We start from the raw sequence: 15,800 nt of genomic DNA on the forward strand, positions 1-15,800 counted from the left end.
AAAGCCCGGCGTCCAGTGATGGACGCCGGGCTTTTTGTAGATCGGATCAGCGTTTGACCAGGTGCACCGCCAGCACATCGCAAGGCGCGCCGTGCAGGACATCGTTGGCGGTCGAGCCCAATAGCAGCGCCAGGCCGTGCCGGCCATGGCTGCCGACCACGATCAGGTCGCATTCCTGATCCTTGGCGAAATGGTGGATTTCCTGGCGTGGCTGACCATAGGTCAGGTGGCAGTTGGAGCCTTCCAGTTCGGTGTATTTGTGCTTCAGGCGCTCGAGGCGCTCCTTGGCCTGATCGAACTGCTGTTGTTGCAGTTGTGACAGATCCATTGGCACGTCACCCCCGAAGGCCATGGCCATCGGTTCGACGATATGCACCAGCGACAGCTTGGCGCCATTGCTCACCGACAGCTCTCGGGCGCGGTGGATCACAGGGTCGCACTCTTCGGTCAGATCTACGGCGACCAGGATATGGTGGTAGGGCATGAGGTGCTCCTCGTGAGGGATCAATATTGTTAAGTATGGCTGGTTTCAAGCGCATTGGTTCCAAAGTGACGCAATGGGCTCATCAAGATTCGGGAGTAGAGATATGACGGTCTGGCTGGTGGTGTCAATCCTGCTGGTGGTGTTGAGCCCCCTGGCGTGGTTGCGCCCGTCGCGTGCACAGAGTGGCCGGATAGCCTTGCGCACGGAGGCCCGGCGCATCGGGCTGGCCATGCAGTTGGCGCCTCAGGAATGGCCGCACTGGCTGTCTCAGGAGCCGCCCAATCCGTGTGCGCAATACCATCGGCCGCGGCGCAGCAAGCAGCCGGTGTGCTGGACGTACTGGCAGAAATCCCCGGGCATGTGGGTCAATCAGTGGCAGGAAGCCTGTGAAGACCCGCTTCTGCTGAATCATTTCGAGAAATTGCCGGGCAACGTTTTCAAGGTTGAAGCCGACAAGCAGATGATCGCGCTCTATTGGGGCGAGAAAGGCGAAGCGGCGGTTTTGCTGGAGATTGATGCCACGCTGAAAGCGCTGGCATGACTCGCGGACTTTTCGCGCTGCAACGGTGCGAAACGTCCGGCAGACGAGCAATAAAAAGCCCGACATGATTCATCGGGCGGGGTTGGCCAGGCAGGCCGGAAATTCTTTTTGGCGTTGATCCGGTCAGGTCCGGTCAGCAAAAGTGCGCCTGTTTTCCTTCGTAGTCCAGCCAGCGTAGCCTGTTAAACAAGGCCTGCAGCGAATTAGGGCGACTTTTCTAACTATTAATCTTATGAATGCCCTCACATGCAAGCATGTGTTGGCGGGCTGCGTCTTACAGAAATGACCGCAAAGTCGCATTTCAACCCGTATTTAGGGCGATTGACAATTGTCGGAAATTCCGTGAAGGTGGCGTACCCAAATCAAACGGGCGTATGAATTGAGCGTTTGTATTGCAGACTGCTCCTACAGAATCCCGACTATCGCGTTGGCGGGTGTGCCGGGTGGATTGGTGTCAGCATTGACGAAAAAGCGTCCTGCCGAGCCATTCGCCTGCGTCCGACGTGTACTGTTCAGCTTCCATATCGTGGAGATCAGTTGATGATTTACGAAGGTAAAGCCATCACGGTTAAAGCTCTTGAAAGTGGCATCGTCGAATTGAAATTCGACCTCAAGGGTGAGTCCGTCAACAAGTTCAACCGTCTTACCCTGAACGAACTGCGTCAGGCCGTAGACACCATCAAGGCAGATGCTTCGATCAAGGGCGTGATCGTCAGCAGTGGCAAGGACGTGTTCATCGTCGGCGCCGACATCACCGAATTTGTCGACAACTTCAAGCTGCCGGATGCCGAGCTGGTTGCTGGCAATCTCGAAGCCAACAAGATCTTCAGCGATTTCGAAGACCTCAACGTTCCGACCGTCGCCGCGATCAACGGCATCGCCCTGGGTGGCGGTCTGGAAATGTGCCTGGCCGCGGACTACCGCGTCATGTCCACCAAGGCCAAGATCGGTCTGCCGGAAGTCAAACTGGGCATCTACCCGGGCTTCGGCGGTACCGTGCGTCTGCCGCGCCTGATCGGTGCCGACAACGCTATCGAGTGGATTGCCGCCGGCAAGGAAAACCGTCCTGAAGACGCGCTGAAAGTCGGCGCTGTCGATGCCGTGGTTGCTCCTGAAAAACTGCAGGACGCGGCCCTTGAACTGATCAAACGCGCCATCTCCGGCGAGTTCGACTACAAGGCCAAGCGCCAGCCGAAGCTGGAAAAGCTCAAGCTGAACGCCATTGAACAAATGATGGCTTTCGAAACCGCCAAAGGTTTCGTGGCTGGCCAGGCGGGTCCTAACTACCCGGCCCCGGTCGAAGCGATCAAGACCATCCAGAAAGCCGCGAACTTCGGTCGCGACAAGGCGCTGGAAGTCGAAGCCGCAGGTTTCGTGAAACTGGCCAAGACCTCTGCCGCGCAGAGCTTGATCGGTCTGTTCCTGAACGATCAGGAACTGAAGAAAAAGGCCAAGGCCTACGACGAAATTGCCAAGGACGTGAAGCAGGCTGCCGTACTGGGCGCCGGCATCATGGGTGGCGGTATCGCCTATCAGTCGGCCTCCAAAGGTACGCCGATCCTGATGAAGGACATCAACGAGCACGGTATCGAGCAAGGTCTGGCGGAAGCCGCCAAGCTGCTGGTCGGCCGCGTTGATAAAGGCCGCATGACCGCCGCGAAAATGGCTGAAGTGCTCAACGGTATTCGTCCTACGCTGTCCTACGGCGATTTCGGTCACGTTGACCTGGTCGTTGAAGCTGTAGTCGAGAACCCGAAAGTCAAGCAAGCCGTTCTGGCGGAAGTCGAAGACAAGGTCAAAGAGGACACCATCCTCGCGTCCAACACCTCGACCATTTCCATCAGCCTGCTGGCCAAGGCCCTCAAGCGTCCGGAAAACTTCGTCGGCATGCACTTCTTCAACCCGGTGCACATGATGCCGCTGGTGGAAGTGATCCGTGGCGAGAAGTCCAGCGAGCTGGCTGTTGCCACCACCGTTGCCTACGCCAAGAAAATGGGCAAGAACCCGATCGTCGTCAACGACTGCCCGGGCTTCCTGGTCAACCGCGTCCTGTTCCCGTACTTCGGCGGTTTCGCCAAGCTGGTCAGCGCCGGTGTGGACTTCGTCCGTATCGACAAGATCATGGAAAAATTCGGCTGGCCGATGGGCCCGGCATACCTGATGGACGTGGTCGGCATCGACACCGGCCACCACGGTCGTGACGTGATGGCTGAAGGTTTCCCGGATCGCATGAAGGACGACCGTCGTTCGGCCATTGACGTGCTTTACGAAGCCAAGCGTCTGGGTCAGAAGAACGGCAAGGGCTTCTATGCCTACGAGGCCGACAAGAAAGGCAAGCAGAAGAAAGTCGCCGACCCGTCGGTACTGGAAGTGCTCAAGCCGATCGTCTACGAGCAGCGTGAAGTCACTGACGAAGACATCATCAACTGGATGATGATCCCGCTGTGCCTGGAAACCGTGCGTTGCCTGGAAGACGGCATCGTCGAAACCGCTGCCGAAGCCGACATGGGTCTGGTCTACGGTATTGGTTTCCCTCCATTCCGTGGCGGTGCGCTGCGTTACATCGATTCGATCGGTGTTGCCGAGTTCGTTGCCCTGGCCGACCAGTACGCTGATTTGGGCGCGCTCTACCACCCGACCGCGAAGCTGCGTGAAATGGCCAAAGCCGGCCAACGGTTCTTCGGTTAAGCGTCCCAACTTTTGAGCGAGAGTGAAATTTTATGAGCTTGAATCCAAGAGACGTCGTGATTGTCGACTTCGGTCGTACTCCGATGGGCCGCTCCAAGGGCGGCATGCACCGCAACACCCGCGCTGAAGACATGTCGGCGCACCTGATCAGCAAACTGCTGGAACGCAACGCCAAGGTCGATCCTGCCGAAGTCGAGGACGTGATCTGGGGCTGTGTGAACCAGACCCTGGAGCAGGGCTGGAACATCGCGCGCATGGCGTCGCTGATGACCCAGATCCCGCACACCTCGGCCGGCCAGACCGTCAGCCGTCTGTGTGGCTCGTCGATGAGCGCGCTGCACACCGCTGCGCAAGCGATCATGACCGGTAACGGTGACGTGTTCGTGGTTGGCGGCGTCGAGCATATGGGTCACGTAAGCATGATGCACGGTGTCGATCCGAACCCGCACATGTCCCTGTACGCGGCGAAAGCCTCGGGCATGATGGGCCTGACTGCTGAAATGCTCGGCAAGATGCACGGCATCACTCGCGAACAGCAGGACGCCTTTGGCGTGCGTTCCCACCAGTTGGCCCACAAGGCAACCGTGGAAGGCAAGTTCAAGGACGAAATCATCCCGATGCAGGGCTATGACGAGAACGGTTTCCTGAAAACCTTCGACTACGACGAAACCATTCGTCCGGAAACCACCCTGGAAAGTCTGGCGGCTCTGAAGCCGGCGTTCAATCCAAAGGGCGGCACCGTGACTGCCGGTACTTCGTCGCAGATCACCGATGGTGCTTCGTGCATGATCGTGATGTCGGCGCAGCGTGCGCAGGACCTGGGCATTCAGCCGCTGGCCGTGATTCGTTCGATGGCAGTGGCAGGTGTGGATCCGGCGATCATGGGCTATGGTCCGGTACCGGCTACTCAGAAAGCACTGAAACGTGCCGGCCTGGGTATCAACGATATCGACTTCTTCGAGCTCAACGAAGCGTTCGCCGCACAGGCTCTGCCAGTGCTGAAAGACCTGAAAGTGCTCGACAAGATGAACGAGAAGGTTAACCTGCACGGCGGCGCGATCGCCCTGGGTCACCCGTTCGGTTGCTCCGGTGCCCGTATTTCCGGCACCTTGCTGAACGTGATGAAGCAGAATGGCGGCACCTTCGGGGTGGCCACCATGTGCATTGGCCTCGGCCAAGGCATCTCCACCGTCTTCGAACGCGTTTAAGCGTCTCGTCGATGGAAGCCGGGGCCAAGTGCCCCGGTTTTTGTTTTTGCGGATTTATTTTTGTATTTATTTTGAAAAAATTTGAGTGAGGGCCGAAGCGTGCCGATACAACCTGGGCTCTACCAACATTACAAAGGTCCGCAGTACCGCGTATTCAGTGTTGCGCGGCATTCCGAGACCGAAGAAGAAGTGGTCTTTTACCAAGCCCTGTATGGCGATTACGGCTTTTGGGTACGTCCCTTGAGCATGTTCCTGGAGTCCGTCGAAGTTGACGGCGAGCAGGTCCCGCGCTTTGCTTTGGTGCAAGCCGAACCAAGCCTTTTTTCGAAGCCATAAGGCGAGTGCGCGCAAAACCCTGCGCTTGACCTCACCTTGTAGCCACTATATATAGCGGTGCCGCGTCAGGCGCCAACCGCCTTTCACTTCTAGAATTCAGGAATTTTCTGATCCATGGGCAAATCGCTGGTCATTGTGGAATCCCCGGCTAAGGCCAAGACCATCAACAAGTATCTGGGCAACCAATACGTGGTGAAGTCGAGTATCGGCCATATCCGAGACCTGCCCACCAGCGGTTCGGCTAGCGCCAGCAAGGAGCCTGCCGCCAAGCGCGGCAAGGCCGCCGCGGGCGAAGGACCGGTGCTCTCGCCGAAGGAAAAGGCACGTAAACAGCTCGTTTCGCGCATGGGTGTCGATCCCGATCATGGCTGGAAAGCCAAGTACGAGATCCTCCCGGGCAAGGAAAAGGTCATCGAGGAGCTGCGCCGGCTCGCCAAGGATGCTGACACCATCTATCTCGCAACCGACTTGGATCGCGAGGGGGAAGCCATTGCCTGGCACCTGCGCGAAGCCATCGGTGGTGACGACAGCCGCTACAAGCGCGTGGTGTTCAACGAAATCACCAAGAAAGCGATTCAGGAAGCCTTCTCGGAGCCGGGCGAGCTCGATATCGATCGAGTGAACGCCCAGCAGGCCCGTCGCTTCCTCGACCGCGTCGTGGGTTACATGGTTTCGCCGCTGCTATGGGCCAAGATCGCTCGTGGCCTGTCCGCCGGTCGTGTGCAATCGGTTGCCGTGAAACTGGTGGTCGAGCGTGAGCGCGAGATTCGCGCGTTCAATCCGGAAGAATACTGGGAAGTGCATGCCGATCTCGGCACCACCAAAGGTTCGACCGTGCGTTTCGAAGTGGCGCGTGAGAAGGGCGAAGCTTTCAAGCCGCTCAACGAAGCTCAGGCCATGGCTGCGCTGGAGAAGCTGAAATCCTCCAGCTACAGCATCGTCAAGCGTGAAGACAAACCGACCAGCAGCAAACCGTCGGCACCGTTCATCACTTCCACCCTGCAACAGGCCGCGAGCAACCGCCTGGGCTTTGGCGTGAAGAAAACCATGATGATGGCTCAGCGTCTGTACGAAGCTGGCTACATCACTTATATGCGTACCGACTCGACCAACCTCTCGGCTGATGCCGTGACGATGGCGCGCGATTACATCGAAACCGAATTCGGCAAGAAGTACCTGCCGGAGTCGCCGAACGTCTATAGCAGCAAAGAAGGCGCACAAGAGGCTCACGAAGCGATCCGTCCTTCCGACGCCAACACCACACCGAGCAAGCTCGCGGGTATGGAGCGTGATGCTGAGCGCCTCTACGAGCTGATCTGGCGCCAGTTCCTGGCTTGCCAGATGCTGCCGGCGCAATACCTGTCGACCACCGTCAGCGTGGCTGCTGGCGACTTCGAGCTGCGTGCCAAGGGTCGCATCCTTAAGTTCGACGGTTACACCCGCGTTCTGCCGCAAATCGCCAAGCCTGGCGACGACGATGTCCTGCCGGACATGGCGCAGGGCGACGTGATGAAACTGATCAAGCTTGATCCGACCCAGCATTTCACCAAGCCACCGGCCCGTTACTCGGAAGCCAGCCTGGTGAAGGAAATGGAAAAGCGCGGCATTGGCCGTCCTTCGACCTATGCGGCGATCATTTCGACCATTCAGGATCGCGGCTACGTGACCCTGCACAACCGTCGTTTCTACTCGGAAAAGATGGGCGACATCGTCACCGAGCGTCTGTCGGAGAGTTTCTCGAACCTCATGGACTACGGCTTCACTGCCGGCATGGAAGAGAACCTCGATGACGTGGCCCAGGGCGAGCGCGACTGGAAGAATGTGCTGGACGAGTTCTACGGCGACTTCAAGAAAAAACTCGAAGTGGCTGAAAACCCGGAAGCCGGCATGCGCGCCAATCAGCCGGTAATGACCGACATTCCGTGCACCACCTGCGGCCGTCCGATGCAGATTCGTACTGCCTCTACCGGCGTGTTCCTCGGTTGCTCGGGCTATAGCCTGCCGCCGAAAGAACGCTGCAAGGCCACCGTCAACCTGGTGCCGGGCGATGAAATCGCTGCGGACGACGAGGGCGAATCGGAATCCCTGGTGCTGCGCGGCAAGCATCGCTGCCCGATCTGCAGCACGGCGATGGACGCTTACCTGCTCGACGAAAAGCGCAAGCTGCACATCTGCGGTAACAACCCGGATTGCGCCGGCTATGAAATCGAAGAAGGCAGCTATCGCATCAAGGGCTACGAAGGTCCGAGCCTGGAATGCGACAAGTGCGGCAGCGAGATGCAGCTCAAGACCGGCCGTTTCGGCAAGTTCTTCGGTTGCACCAACGCGACCTGCAAGAACACCCGCAAACTGCTGAAGAGCGGTGACGCGGCGCCGCCGAAGATGGATCCGGTGAAAATGCCTGAGCTGAAATGCGAGAAGGTCAACGACACCTATATCCTGCGTGACGGTGCGTCCGGTCTGTTCCTGGCGGCCAGTCAGTTCCCGAAAAACCGCGAGACCCGTGCTCCGCTGGTGATCGAGATTCTGCCGCACAAGGATGAGATTGATCCGAAGTACCACTTCCTGTGCGAAGCGCCGCAGAAGGATCCGGATGGTCTGCCAGCAGTGATTCGCTACAGCCGCAAGACCAAGGAGCAATACGTCCAGACCGAAGTCGATGGCAAGCCGACTGGCTGGAAAGCGTTCTTCGACGGTGGCAAGTGGACAGTTGAAGACAAGCGTCCGGCAAAAGCCAAGGCTTGAGCAAACGCTGATCTGAAGGTGCGCTGATCAGGCGCTTTCAATACAAAAGGCCGCATGACAACCTTCGGGTTTTCATGCGGCCTTTTTGTTTAAAGCTTGCGGTCGGATCGGCTGATCCATGACACTGTCCGGCCTGTGTGAAGCAATTATTTCGTTGTGGAGAGTGCCGCTATGGCCCACGAACTCTATACCCGTACCAATCAGAAGATCTATTTCGCGGGTCTGTCGCTGGAAGCGCTGGCCAGGGCCGAAGAGGGGCGGGCGATGAATTCGCTGGCGCTGATTCAGGCCGGGCGCGAATCGGCGTTGTTCCATCTCTATGGTGCGCTGCTGGGGTTATGTCACGAAATTGCCGGGTTCTACAGGCTGCCGCAGGCCAATGCGCCGCGGGCTGAAACGCTGCTGACGCGTGAAGTGCTGGAGTCGATTGCCATTCCGGAGTTGGCCGAGATGGTGGAGTTGGCGGGTAATCCGGAAACCTGGCTGGCTAAATTGCTGGCCGCGCATTCGGCGCTGTTTCAGCCACCACGTGTGCCACACAAGCCAAAGGGTGATGTGACCCAGCCGCTGATTCAGGCGGTTAATCTGGATGAAGAGCAGGCGCCCGAAGAGTTGAGTCGTGAAGAGCTGGAGAGCTGGCGGCAGAACCTGAAGGGTCTGGCTATCCGTTTCCGTGAAGGCTTGAACGAGTGCTGATGGCTTCCTGGCTGGCGGCGACGAGATGCGTGCTGCTGGTCAAGATCCTGAGCGAATCCTGAACGATCTCTATATAATCCCTGCCTTTCGTGGAGAACAGACCTATATGCCAACGTCCTTTCTAGAAATTGTCGAGCTACCAGACGGCCGAATCGAACTGCGCAGGGCCGAGGACGAGGGTTCTCTGGTAACTCTGGATTTCTCCGAGGATGCCAAGGCATTTCTGCAGGGCCAACACGTTGAAATTGCCAAGGCGATGCTGAGCGTCGGCGTACAAATGGCCGGTCGAATGGTTGAAGGCGAGTTTGATAAGGAAGAGGGGCCGCGGGTTCTTCATTGAGCACCGCCCGTCGATTATCCCTTCGGTTCGGCTTCTCTATCCCTTGAGAAGCCCCGCGCTCGAAGTAGCGCGCATGCAGTCAGCCCAGTCGAATATTCAGGCTTTGAGCGTCCCCGGTGCGGGCGGCGCTGATCAGTTGTTGGCGTGAGCCTGAGTTGAGCGGGTTCAACCATGTCACCACCGTATGGCTACGACCCAGGCGCAGGGCTTCGCAAGCCAGTTGCTGAGCGCTCTGTGTGCCGCGCGGGTGCAACAGCAGGATGCGTTCGCGATTTAATCCGGCATCCCGCAACCAGGTTTGGGTCAGGCTCGCCGGTGGCGCGATCAGGGTCAGCCAGCGTGCGTCCTGGTCATCACTCAATTCGCGAAGAATCGGTGCCAGCAGGTTCAGGCAGTTCCCGGCCGCGCCGCGCAGCGACAGTTCACTGAACGCTTCGGGTTCGACATTCCATGGGCGCTCGGCTACATCCTTGAGGATGGGGGCCAGTGGTTGCGCCAGAAATGCCTCGAACAACGGCAGCTGTGTTTGCTGAGGTGCGTGTGGGAACTGCATAAAGCCTCCTTTAGCGGCGGATGACGCCGACACTCAAGCCTTCGATCACCAGTTCCTGATCTTTCAGGTTGACTTCGATAGGGGCGAACTCAGGGTTTTCGGCGATCAGCCAGACCTTGCTGCCATCGCGCTTGAAGCGTTTGACCGTCACTTCGTCTCCGATCCGGGCAACCACGATCTGACCGTTGCGTGCTTCTCGGGTCGTGTGAACGGCCAGCAGGTCACCGTCGAAAATACCGATGTCCTTCATGCTCATCCCGTGGACGCGCAAAAGGTAGTCGGCGCGAGGGTGGAAGAAGGCCGGGTTGATGTTGCAGGACTCTTCGATGTGTTGCTGGGCGAGAATCGGTGCACCGGCGGCCACGCGGCCAATGATCGGCAGGGTGGATTCGTCAACCTTGGCTTCGAAGCCTGGGATTCGAATGCCGCGAGAGGCCCCCGGGGTCATCTCGATCGCGCCTTTGCGGGCGAGCGCCTTGAGGTGCTCTTCGGCGGCGTTGGGGGATTTGAACCCCAGTTCCTGAGCGATTTCCGCGCGGGTCGGCGGGTAGCCGTTGTCTTCGAGGCAGCGTTTGATAAAGGCCAGAATCTCGGCTTGGCGTGGCGTCAGCTTAATCATATTGATCGCTCTGTCTTTTTATACAGTGACTGGGATTATATACAGTGAGTCGGTCTTGGCAATGATCGTTTTTTGCCAGGCCGCCGGACGGTCAGTGACGGCGTCGATTAATGTGGCGTCCTTGTTGTGGTTAAATACCTGACCGACCATTCCCAAAACGAACTGGCAGGCTTGACAAGGCATAGGCTGAAACGTATGTTTCAAACAAGTGTTTGTCAGGCGGAGTAGCCATGGCCCAGTCGGAAACCGTTGAACGCATTCTTGATGCTGCAGAACAGCTGTTCGCGGAAAAAGGTTTCGCTGAAACCTCATTGCGTCTGATCACCAGCAAGGCAGGGGTCAACCTCGCTGCGGTGAACTATCACTTCGGCTCGAAGAAGGCGCTGATCCAGGCAGTCTTCTCGCGTTTCCTCGGTCCGTTCTGCATCAGTCTCGACAAAGAGCTGGAGCGGCGTCAGGCCAAGCCGGAGAACAAGCCTTCGCTTGAGGAGCTGCTGGAGATCCTCGTCGAGCAGGCACTGGTGGTACAGCCACGCAGCGGTAACGATCTGTCGATCTTCATGCGCTTGCTCGGTCTTGCATTCAGCCAGAGCCAGGGCCACTTGCGCCGTTATCTGGAAGATATGTACGGCAAGGTATTCCGCCGCTACATGTTGTTGGTGAACGAAGCCGCCCCGCGCATTCCTCCTATCGAACTGTTCTGGCGTGTGCACTTCATGCTTGGTGCTGCGGCGTTCAGCATGTCGGGTATCAAGGCGTTGCGCGCGATTGCCGAGACCGATTTCGGCGTCAACACCTCCATCGAGCAGGTGATGCGCCTGATGGTGCCGTTCCTGGCGGCCGGCATGCGTGCCGAAACCGGCGTCACCGACACCGCGATGGCCACCGCGCAGCTGCGACCGCGCAGCAAATCGGCGCCGACGCCTGCCAAGGTTTAACTGTCCATGGGTGGGCGCGGCAGCTGACATCCGCTAAGCTAGCCGCCCATGCCGACTCTCGTTCTGAACCCGTTTCTCATTGAAATCACCGACCTGCCGGGCAATGCCCCTGGTGGTGGTTTCGTGGGCAACGGGTTTTTCGTTTTCAAGGAATCTCTATGACTGCTGGCCTGCAAGGCTCGTTGATGGTGGACGTCGCCGGTACCTGGCTGACGGCCGAAGATCGCCAATTGTTGCGTCAGCCCGAAGTGGGTGGCCTGATCATTTTTGCCCGCAATATCGAGCATCCGCGCCAGGTGCGTGAGTTGAGCGCGGCGATCCGTGCCATTCGCCCGGATCTGCTGCTGGCGGTGGATCAGGAAGGCGGTCGCGTCCAGCGCCTGCGTCAGGGCTTTGTGCGTCTGCCGGCCATGCGAGCCATTGCCGACAACCCTAACGCCGAGTACCTGGCCGAGCAATGCGGCTGGATCATGGCTACTGAAGTGCTGGCTGTCGGCCTCGATCTGAGCTTTGCTCCTGTGCTTGACCTGGATTACCAGCGCAGCGCCGTGGTTGGCACTCGTTCGTTCGAAGGCGATCCGGAGCGTGCAGCACTGCTCGCCGGTGCTTTCATCAAAGGCATGAACAGTGCCGGCATGGCGGCTACCGGCAAGCATTTTCCCGGTCACGGCTGGGCGGAAGCCGACTCTCACGTCGCAATCCCCAACGACGAGCGCAGTCTTGAAGAGATCCGCGCCAACGACCTGGTACCGTTCGCCAAGCTGAGCAAGCAATTGGCCGCCGTCATGCCGGCCCACGTGATTTATCCGCAAGTCGATGCGCAGCCAGCCGGTTTCTCCCGGCGCTGGTTGCAGGACATCCTGCGTGGCGAGTTGCAGTTCGACGGCGTGATTTTCAGTGACGACCTGTCGATGGCCGGTGCGCACGTGGTGGGCGATGCGGCCAGCCGTATCGAAGCCGCGCTCAGCGCCGGTTGCGACATGGGCCTGGTGTGCAACGATCGCGCTGCCGCCGAGCTGGCCCTGAGCGCCGCGCAACGCATGAAGGTCAAGCCGTCGCCACGCATCGCGCGGATGCGCGGTCAGGCGTTCGCCAACACCGAATACCGTCAGGATCCGCGCTGGCTGACCGCTGTCGGCGCGCTCAAAGACGCTCAACTGATCGATTAAGGATTTTTCGCTATGACGGTTTACGCAATCATCGGTGGCACCGGCCTGACCCAGCTGGAAGGTCTGAGCATTCGTCAGTCGCTGGCGGTGGATACGCCTTATGGTGCGCCATCGGCCGAAGTCCAGATCGGTGAATACGCCGGCAAGGAAGTGCTGTTCCTGGCTCGCCACGGTCATCCGCATCGCTTCCCGCCGCACAAGGTCAACTACCGCGCCAATCTGTGGGCGTTGAAGCAGGCCGGGGCCGAAGCAATCATTGCGGTCAACGCCGTGGGCGGGATCCATCCTGCAATGGGTACCGGACATTTCTGCGTGCCGCATCAGATCGTGGACTACACCAGCGGTCGCGAGCACACCTATTTCGCCGATGATCTGGAACATGTCACGCACATCGACTTCAGCTTTCCCTACAGCGAGCCACTGCGTCAGCAACTGATTGCTGCGTTGGCCGCCGAAGGTTGCGAATACAGCGATCAAGGCGTTTACGCCTGCACCCAGGGCCCGCGTCTGGAAACCGTGGCCGAGATCGTGCGTCTGGAGCGCGATGGTTGCGACATCGTTGGCATGACCGGCATGCCGGAAGCGGCACTGGCTCGCGAGCTGGATCTGGATTACGCCTGTCTGTCGCTGGTGGTGAACCCGGCGGCGGGCAAGACCACGGCGGTGATCACCATGGCCGAGATCGAGCAGGCGCTGCATGACGGCATGGGCAAGGTGAAGTCGACGTTGGCGCGGGTACTCAAGGGCTGAGTCTGGCTCCGGAGTGACTCGAACGAACAGGCGCTGAGGATCTCAGCGCTTTTCAAACTTGTCCGGCAACGGCGCAAACAGCGCCTCGATATCATCACTCTGCAACTTCCAGTCCCCGGCCTTGCGCCCATCCAGCACGCCGGCCGCCAGGTCAGACTTTTCCTTCTGCAGGTGCTGAATCTTCTCCTCGACCGTCCCCCGGGCAATCATCTTGTAGACGAATACCGGCTTCTCCTGACCTATGCGATACGCACGGTCGGTTGCCTGGTTTTCGGTCGCCGGGTTCCACCACGGATCGTAGTGAATCACGGTGTCCGCTTCCGTCAGGTTCAGACCAACGCCGCCAGCCTTCAGGCTGATGAGAAAGATCTGACGCTTGCCGCTCTGGAATTCCTTCACAGGCGTGCGCCGATCCCGAGTCTGTCCCGTCAGCAACGCATAGGCGACGTTGCGCTTTTTCAGCTCATCCTCGATCAGTGACAGCATCGAAGTGAACTGCGAAAACAGCAGAATTCGCCGTCCTTCCTCAAACAACTCCTCAAGCATTTCCATCAGGCTGTCGAGCTTGCCTGAGGTGCTGCCGCGAGCGGGCAGGGTGGCGTCGTTGACCAAGCGTAAGTCACAGCAGACCTGACGCAGCTTGAGCAGCGCTTCGAGAATGATGATCTGACTGCGCGCCACGCCTTTGCGGGTGATCTCGTCGCGAACCTTCTTGTCCATGGCCAGGCGCATGGTTTCGTACACGTCGCGCTGGGCCTCGTTGAGATCGACCCAGTGGATGATCTCGGTTTTCGGCGGCAGCTCGGTCGCGACCTGTTCCTTGGTGCGGCGCAGCAGAAACGGTTTGATCCGACCGTTGAGGTGCTGAAGTCTGACTTCGCTGGCGCGTTTTTCGATCGGCACACGGTAATCGGCGTTGAAGCTTTTGACGTCGCCGAGCCAGCCGGGCAGCAGGAAGTGAAACAGCGACCACAACTCGCCCAGGTGGTTTTCCAGCGGCGTACCGCTGAGGCACAGGCGTTGGCGGGCGTTCAGTTCACGGGCCGCCTGGGCGGCTTTGCTGTTCGGGTTCTTGATGTATTGCGCCTCATCCAGCACCAACACATGCAGTGGCTGCTTTGCGAGGCGCTCGACATCCTTGGGCAGCAGCGCATAGGTCGTGAGGATCAGGTCGTAATCGGCCAGATTCTCGAAATGTTTTTTGCGGCTGGCACCGTACAGGGCCACCACTTTGAGCTGCGGCGTGAAGTGCGCCGCTTCGTCCAGCCAATTCGGGATCAGGCTGGTGGGCATCACCACCATGCAGGGGCGATCCAGGCGTCCGGCATTTTTCTCGCTGAGAATGTGCGCCAGGGTCTGTAGGGTTTTGCCCAGGCCCATGTCGTCCGCGAGAATTCCGCCAACCTCAAGTTGCCGCAGCGACTGCATCCAGCTCAAGCCCTCGAGCTGATAAGGGCGTAGTGTCGCGTTCAGCCCTTCCGGCGCCTCGGCGCTGTAGTCGCGGATATCGCGCAGGCGTTGGGCGAAGCTGCGAATCTGCTCGCCGCCCTCCCACAGCAGGGGGATGCCTTCCAGCGAGTTGAGGCGGATCGCGTCAGCCTTGCTCAGGCGCAGGGTGGTTTCGCCCGGCTCTTGCAGATAGAACTCGCCCAGCGTTGCCAGCACCGGTTTCAACCGGCCGAGGGGCAGGGCGACTTGCAAGGGGCCGTGCTCGCTGTTGCGTTGCGGGATGTTCACCAAAATCAACTCGTCGTCCCGTCGCCGGGCAAGGCGTTCGGGGTTGAGGATTTCCGTGTGCGAGCGCATCAGGTTGAGCAGGATAGGTAGCAGGCTCAGGCGTTCGCCATTGACGATGATGCCCAGCTCAAGATCGAACCAGTCCCGTTCCGGGGTCTGCTCGACCGTGGCATACCAGTCATCGACGGCTGTCAGGTCGAAGCCGAATTCATCATCGACCAGCAATTCCCAGCCTTGGGTGCGCAGCTTTGGCAGATCGTTAAGGGTGAATGTCAGCCAGGCGCTGTCATTGACCATCTCATAGAGTTCGCCGGCGCTTTCCGGCAGGGCTTTGCTCTGTCTTGTGGCGATGCGGAAGCCAAGGATTCGCAGCTGTTCGCGGTAGCTTTGCTCGACATCCGGATGGCGTTTGACCCTTAGGGTCTGTGCTTCCTGGCGAATCAGGATGTCGCTGTTTTTCTGGCCGCTGACGTATTCGTCGAGATAGCTGAAAGACAGCGCCGCACGGTGCTGGATATAGCGCTGCATCTTGCCGTTGCGCGGTTCGAACGCACTGAACTCGACGCTGGCCAGCCACAGGCGCGGCACCGGTTGCACGTTGTCCACCAGTACTTGCGGCGGCGCCTTGGGGCTGCGGTTTTCGAGGACGGCCTGGAGTTTTTCCAGCAGTTCGGCGTCTTTGGCGGCGGCGGGGTATTCGAGGGTTTCCTGCACTTGCAGCAAGACCGCCGCACAGTGCTTGCAGTTGCTGTGAACCGGGCAGGTGCACGTGGCGTCGACCATCAGCAGTGTGCCTTTGGCCGACTCACGCAGATGAATCGTCTGACGATAAATGTTGCCGCCAGAGCCTTCGCAACTGGCGGTAATGGTCGCATCGCCGACCTGCACGATCCGCACCCGGTTTTCCAGCGCGTAGCGGCGGCCACGCTCCAGGCTTTGTTCCTTGAATCGGCTGACCCAGGAGGAGGCCAGCGGTTTACTCAGAGGCGGGGACAT

At 59.1% G+C, this 15,800-nt stretch carries 14 protein-coding genes; 10 read left to right on the plus strand and 4 right to left on the minus strand.

Features of this window, described 5'->3' with window-relative positions; all coding sequences use genetic code 11:
* Window positions 1–46 precede the first annotated feature (46 nt).
* The gene (locus AC3WRD_RS25260; RefSeq protein WP_047295289.1) at window positions 47–484 is read right to left on the minus strand and encodes a universal stress protein; all 438 of its coding nucleotides are present in this window, start codon (window positions 482–484) and stop codon (window positions 47–49) included.
* A gap of 103 nt (window positions 485–587) precedes the next feature.
* On the opposite strand from AC3WRD_RS25260, the gene AC3WRD_RS25265 reads away from it, so the two are divergent.
* The 7 genes from AC3WRD_RS25265 (at window position 588) to AC3WRD_RS25295 (ending at window position 9,038) form a co-directional block, all read left to right on the plus strand.
* Entirely contained in the window at window positions 588–1,025 is a 438-nt protein-coding gene (locus AC3WRD_RS25265) for a hypothetical protein (protein WP_102621846.1), read from the plus strand.
* A gap of 540 nt (window positions 1,026–1,565) precedes the next feature.
* Window positions 1,566–3,713, plus strand: coding sequence for a fatty acid oxidation complex subunit alpha FadB (gene fadB, locus AC3WRD_RS25270; protein ID WP_102621845.1), 2,148 nt, complete (start codon window positions 1,566–1,568; stop codon window positions 3,711–3,713).
* Window positions 3,714–3,745: 32 nt separating this feature from the next.
* Window positions 3,746–4,921: an acetyl-CoA C-acyltransferase FadA gene (gene fadA / locus AC3WRD_RS25275; protein ID WP_085608206.1), complete on the plus strand. Its 1,176-nt coding sequence runs from the start codon at window positions 3,746–3,748 to the stop codon at window positions 4,919–4,921.
* 99 nt (window positions 4,922–5,020) lie between these two features.
* Entirely contained in the window at window positions 5,021–5,257 is a 237-nt protein-coding gene (locus tag AC3WRD_RS25280) for a DUF1653 domain-containing protein (RefSeq protein ID WP_007953059.1), read from the plus strand.
* Between the two features lie 114 nt (window positions 5,258–5,371).
* A complete protein-coding gene (gene topA / locus AC3WRD_RS25285; RefSeq protein ID WP_096822091.1) occupies window positions 5,372–8,002 on the plus strand; it encodes a type I DNA topoisomerase in 2,631 nt (876 codons plus the stop codon).
* 171 nt (window positions 8,003–8,173) lie between these two features.
* Window positions 8,174–8,698, plus strand: a complete 525-nt coding sequence (locus AC3WRD_RS25290) for a DUF6586 family protein (protein WP_085733483.1) — start codon at window positions 8,174–8,176, stop codon at window positions 8,696–8,698.
* A 106-nt stretch (window positions 8,699–8,804) separates the two neighbouring features.
* Window positions 8,805–9,038, plus strand: coding sequence for a hypothetical protein (locus AC3WRD_RS25295; RefSeq protein ID WP_003226592.1), 234 nt, complete (start codon window positions 8,805–8,807; stop codon window positions 9,036–9,038).
* 79 nt (window positions 9,039–9,117) lie between these two features.
* Here AC3WRD_RS25295 and sulA read toward each other — a convergent pair whose 3' ends face one another.
* Complete coding sequence (gene sulA / locus AC3WRD_RS25300) at window positions 9,118–9,591, minus strand: SOS-induced cell division inhibitor SulA (protein ID WP_096822090.1); 474 nt, start codon at window positions 9,589–9,591, stop codon at window positions 9,118–9,120.
* 10 nt (window positions 9,592–9,601) lie between these two features.
* Window positions 9,602–10,210, minus strand: coding sequence for a transcriptional repressor LexA (gene lexA, locus AC3WRD_RS25305; RefSeq protein ID WP_096822089.1), 609 nt, complete (start codon window positions 10,208–10,210; stop codon window positions 9,602–9,604).
* A 230-nt stretch (window positions 10,211–10,440) separates the two neighbouring features.
* On the opposite strand from lexA, the gene AC3WRD_RS25310 reads away from it, so the two are divergent.
* From AC3WRD_RS25310 to AC3WRD_RS25320, 3 genes are all read left to right on the plus strand, one after another.
* Window positions 10,441–11,148 carry a TetR/AcrR family transcriptional regulator gene (locus AC3WRD_RS25310; protein ID WP_085686822.1) on the plus strand — a complete coding sequence of 236 codons (708 nt, stop codon included), beginning with the start codon at window positions 10,441–10,443 and terminating at the stop codon, window positions 11,146–11,148.
* A gap of 158 nt (window positions 11,149–11,306) precedes the next feature.
* Window positions 11,307–12,317, plus strand: coding sequence for a beta-N-acetylhexosaminidase (gene nagZ / locus AC3WRD_RS25315; RefSeq protein WP_102621844.1), 1,011 nt, complete (start codon window positions 11,307–11,309; stop codon window positions 12,315–12,317).
* Between the two features lie 12 nt (window positions 12,318–12,329).
* Window positions 12,330–13,067, plus strand: a complete 738-nt coding sequence (locus tag AC3WRD_RS25320) for an S-methyl-5'-thioinosine phosphorylase (protein ID WP_085733486.1) — start codon at window positions 12,330–12,332, stop codon at window positions 13,065–13,067.
* 42 nt (window positions 13,068–13,109) lie between these two features.
* On the opposite strand, the gene AC3WRD_RS25325 is transcribed toward AC3WRD_RS25320, so the two are convergent.
* Window positions 13,110–15,800: a DEAD/DEAH box helicase gene (locus AC3WRD_RS25325; protein WP_102621843.1), complete on the minus strand. Its 2,691-nt coding sequence runs from the start codon at window positions 15,798–15,800 to the stop codon at window positions 13,110–13,112.

The sequence above is a fragment of the Pseudomonas sp. FW215-R2 genome (genome assembly GCF_058789255.1).

What these genes read in the sequence shown, in the direction of transcription:
- AC3WRD_RS25260 (WP_047295289.1), bottom strand. Translation starts at nt 484, where the DNA reads ATGCCCTACCACCATATCCTGGTCGCCGTAGATCTGACCGAAGAGTGC.
- AC3WRD_RS25265 (WP_102621846.1), top strand. Translation starts at nt 588, where the DNA reads ATGACGGTCTGGCTGGTGGTGTCAATCCTGCTGGTGGTGTTGAGCCCC.
- fadB (WP_102621845.1), top strand. Translation starts at nt 1,566, where the DNA reads ATGATTTACGAAGGTAAAGCCATCACGGTTAAAGCTCTTGAAAGTGGC.
- fadA (WP_085608206.1), top strand. Translation starts at nt 3,746, where the DNA reads ATGAGCTTGAATCCAAGAGACGTCGTGATTGTCGACTTCGGTCGTACT.
- topA (WP_096822091.1), top strand. Translation starts at nt 5,372, where the DNA reads ATGGGCAAATCGCTGGTCATTGTGGAATCCCCGGCTAAGGCCAAGACC.
- AC3WRD_RS25290 (WP_085733483.1), top strand. Translation starts at nt 8,174, where the DNA reads ATGGCCCACGAACTCTATACCCGTACCAATCAGAAGATCTATTTCGCG.
- AC3WRD_RS25295 (WP_003226592.1), top strand. Translation starts at nt 8,805, where the DNA reads ATGCCAACGTCCTTTCTAGAAATTGTCGAGCTACCAGACGGCCGAATC.
- sulA (WP_096822090.1), bottom strand. Translation starts at nt 9,591, where the DNA reads ATGCAGTTCCCACACGCACCTCAGCAAACACAGCTGCCGTTGTTCGAG.
- lexA (WP_096822089.1), bottom strand. Translation starts at nt 10,210, where the DNA reads ATGATTAAGCTGACGCCACGCCAAGCCGAGATTCTGGCCTTTATCAAA.
- AC3WRD_RS25310 (WP_085686822.1), top strand. Translation starts at nt 10,441, where the DNA reads ATGGCCCAGTCGGAAACCGTTGAACGCATTCTTGATGCTGCAGAACAG.
- nagZ (WP_102621844.1), top strand. Translation starts at nt 11,307, where the DNA reads ATGACTGCTGGCCTGCAAGGCTCGTTGATGGTGGACGTCGCCGGTACC.
- AC3WRD_RS25320 (WP_085733486.1), top strand. Translation starts at nt 12,330, where the DNA reads ATGACGGTTTACGCAATCATCGGTGGCACCGGCCTGACCCAGCTGGAA.
- AC3WRD_RS25325 (WP_102621843.1), bottom strand. Translation starts at nt 15,800, where the DNA reads ATGTCCCCGCCTCTGAGTAAACCGCTGGCCTCCTCCTGGGTCAGCCGA.